The sequence below is a fragment of the Herbaspirillum sp. UBA812 genome (assembly GCF_002296545.1).
In the GTDB taxonomy this organism is placed as follows: domain Bacteria; phylum Pseudomonadota; class Gammaproteobacteria; order Burkholderiales; family Burkholderiaceae_D; genus Herbaspirillum; species Herbaspirillum huttiense.
Genome location: NZ_DBIC01000182.1, coordinates 1 through 2,704, shown reverse-complemented (window position 1 = coordinate 2,704; position 2,704 = coordinate 1). Strand labels below are relative to the sequence as shown.

Genomic DNA, 2,704 nt, shown 5'->3' with positions numbered 1-2,704 from the left:
GTCCATGTTGCCGCTGGCGATTTCGCTGGACGAAACCTTCACAGACTCGCTGGCGCGCCGGATATCGAGCAAGGTGCGCGAGATCTTGTCGGCAAAGTGATTGAAGGCGCGGGAAATTTGCGCCAGTTCATCCTTGCCGCTGGTATCGAGCCGGCGCGTAAGATCGCCGTCACCTGACGCGATTTCTTCCATCGCATTGCGCACCACGCCCAGGCGGCGCAGCAGGCGCGTGATGGTGTAGCTCAGCAGCAATGCCGCCGCGACGATGGCCACCACGGCCAGGATCACCGCCAGCGCCATGAGCGCACCAATCGCATGCGTGGCCTCGCGATAATCCAGCGCCACCACCAGCGACCAGCCGGTGTTGTCGATGGGTTGCGTGAAGAGCAGATACGACACCCCGCCGATGGTGGCACTGCCGCCCTGCTTCATGCCCGCCAGCGAGGCGGCGGAGAGATTCTGGTCCAGCGCCGACACCGGCTTCAGGGCCAGCTCCTTGTTGGGGTGGGTGATGATGAGGCCATCCTTGCCGACGATGAAGGCGAAGCTGGATGGCGTGGGCTTGATGCCGGCCACGGTGCGCACCACGTTGTCGAGTTGCACGTCCGAGCCCAGCACGGCCTGCAGGGTCCCCTTGTCGCTGACCGGCTCGGCGAAGGTCACGACCAGCTTGCCGGTGGTGGCGTCCACGTAGGGGGCAGTGAGTACCGGCTTGCCGGCATCGACCGCCTGCTTGTACCAGGGCCGCGCGGTCGGATCGTAGCCGGCCGGCATCGGGTGCAGGGCCAGCATGCGCTTGTCGGGATAGCCGATGTAGGCGTCGTCAAAGGAACCTGCCTCCTGGGCCGCCGCGACGATGGGCAGGACATCGCTTTGCTTCAGGGCCTGCTTCATGGCCCCGGTGATGATGCGCTTGCTGCGCACCCACTCGGTGATGTTGGCGGCGTAGCTTTCGGTGAGCTGGCGGGTCTGGGTGGAAATGCCCTCCAGCGTATCGCTGCGGACGGTGTAGATGTTGGCACCACTGAGAACGATCATGGCCACCGCCACGATCAGTACGCAAATGACGATCAGCCGGGCACGAAGTGAAGACAACATGGCGAACTCCCCTGTAAGAAGCAATGAAGCGGAACCTGCATGAACAGCAACATATTTCTTTTCCCCGCGACAAATATAGCAGTGCTCCACTACCGCGCGATGTCATTTTTGTTAAGAGGAAAGTGTCCGGAGCGGGCAAGACGGCATGGCTTTTCAGGAAACACACGCGTAAACGAAAAATCCCCGCAGCAGCGGGGATCGGGGGTGTTCAACGCAGCGTGCACCTGGCCATGTTGGGGGTGCTGTCGGCCATCAGGCCACCGTTGCGGGTAATACGGGTACTACGGAGATGCGTCGGGCAGGGTCTGCCTCTGTGGGCGACTGCTGGCTGCCTGCTGCGGCTCCGGGCATGCGGAGCCGGTCTCTTCTTCGTCGTTCTTCAGGCGCATCGGGCCTGGTCCTGCCGGGTACTGCGGTACTTCATTGCTGCGGGTGCTGCCATCAAGCTGGCCGCATCGGCATTCAGATCTGCGATTGCAGCTTCCAGACGGCGTGCAGGTGGCTGTGATCCAGCTGGCGCAGGCGCACTTCCATCTCGAAGTGGTCGGTCACGCCTTCGAAGCAGGCGGCGTCATGCAGGTCGGTAGCATCGTTGCGCACGGGCTTCAGGGCGTGGGCGGCGATGACTTGCTGGACAGCAAACTTCACCAGCTCGACCAGGGAGCGCAAATTGTTAGAAAAACCGGCATCTTTTGCCAATATACTGACGTTGTTCACGATGAATTCCTTCTGTTTGACGTTTGGGTGATTGAAGAATAAGGTCGCCCCCGGCTTTTGCAAAGCAACATTTTCCGTCACCACTATAAGTTTTTCTTACAGCATGTCTTCATCCTTACCCCCGCTCAAGGCCCTTAAGGTGTTCGAAGCGGCAGTCCGGACGCGGAGTCTGACGCTGGCGGCCCATGAACTTTTCATCACCCATAGCGCGGTCAGCCAGCAGATCAAAACGCTGGAAGAGTATTTCGAACAACCGTTGTTTTTACGCCAGTCGCGTGGCGTGGAACCCACAGAAGCGGCCCTGGCCTTCTATGCCGAGGTCAAAGCCAGCCTGGACCGCATTGCCCTGGCGGCCGAACAGCTGTCCCTGGCCGGCAAGAGCCGCGTGGTGCGCCTGATCGCCGCGCCCTCGGTGGCCATGCGCTGGCTGATTCCGCGCCTGTCGCAGTTCCAGATTGACAACCCGCGGATCGAGGTGCGCGTCACCACGACCATGTCGGAGTATTTCGAGGATGTGAAGGATCCTTTCGACGTCATCATCTGGCGCAGCCCGCTGGAGCGCAGCGGCTATGACTGCGTGCGCTTCCTGGATGACGTGTCGGTGCCGCTGGCCTCGCCCCACTTCCTGGAGACGCACCCGATCCGGGTCCCGCGCGATTTCGTGGAGGTGCCGCTGATCCACCTCTCCAGCCGTTCAGCGGCCTGGTCGCAGTGGCTGGGCAAAGCCGGGGTGGCGGTGCGGCGCAAGATGCCGGGGACGGTGTATGAACATTCCTTCCTGAGCCTGCAGGCGGCTGCTACTGATCAGGGGGTGGGCATGGGCACGCTGGCGCTGGTGGATGACGATCTGGCCGCAGGCCGGCTGGTGCGGCTGTTTCCGGAGGGCGTG

At 62.1% G+C, this 2,704-nt stretch carries 3 protein-coding genes; 1 reads left to right on the top strand and 2 read right to left on the bottom strand.

All coding sequences use genetic code 11. From position 1 onward, the window contains the following. Both B3873_RS12155 and B3873_RS12150 read right to left on the bottom strand, forming a co-directional pair. A partial coding sequence (locus tag B3873_RS12155) for a HAMP domain-containing protein (RefSeq protein WP_286866330.1) occupies window positions 1-1,098 on the bottom strand: 1,098 nt, incomplete at its 3' end. Between the two features lie 462 nt (window positions 1,099-1,560). Then, window positions 1,561-1,899, bottom strand: coding sequence for a hypothetical protein (locus B3873_RS12150; protein WP_286866329.1), 339 nt, complete (start codon window positions 1,897-1,899; stop codon window positions 1,561-1,563). Window positions 1,900-1,918: 19 nt separating this feature from the next. On the opposite strand from B3873_RS12150, the gene B3873_RS12145 reads away from it, so the two are divergent. Continuing rightward, window positions 1,919-2,704 (top strand): LysR substrate-binding domain-containing protein (locus B3873_RS12145; RefSeq protein WP_286866327.1); only part of this gene is annotated, 786 nt, incomplete at its 3' end.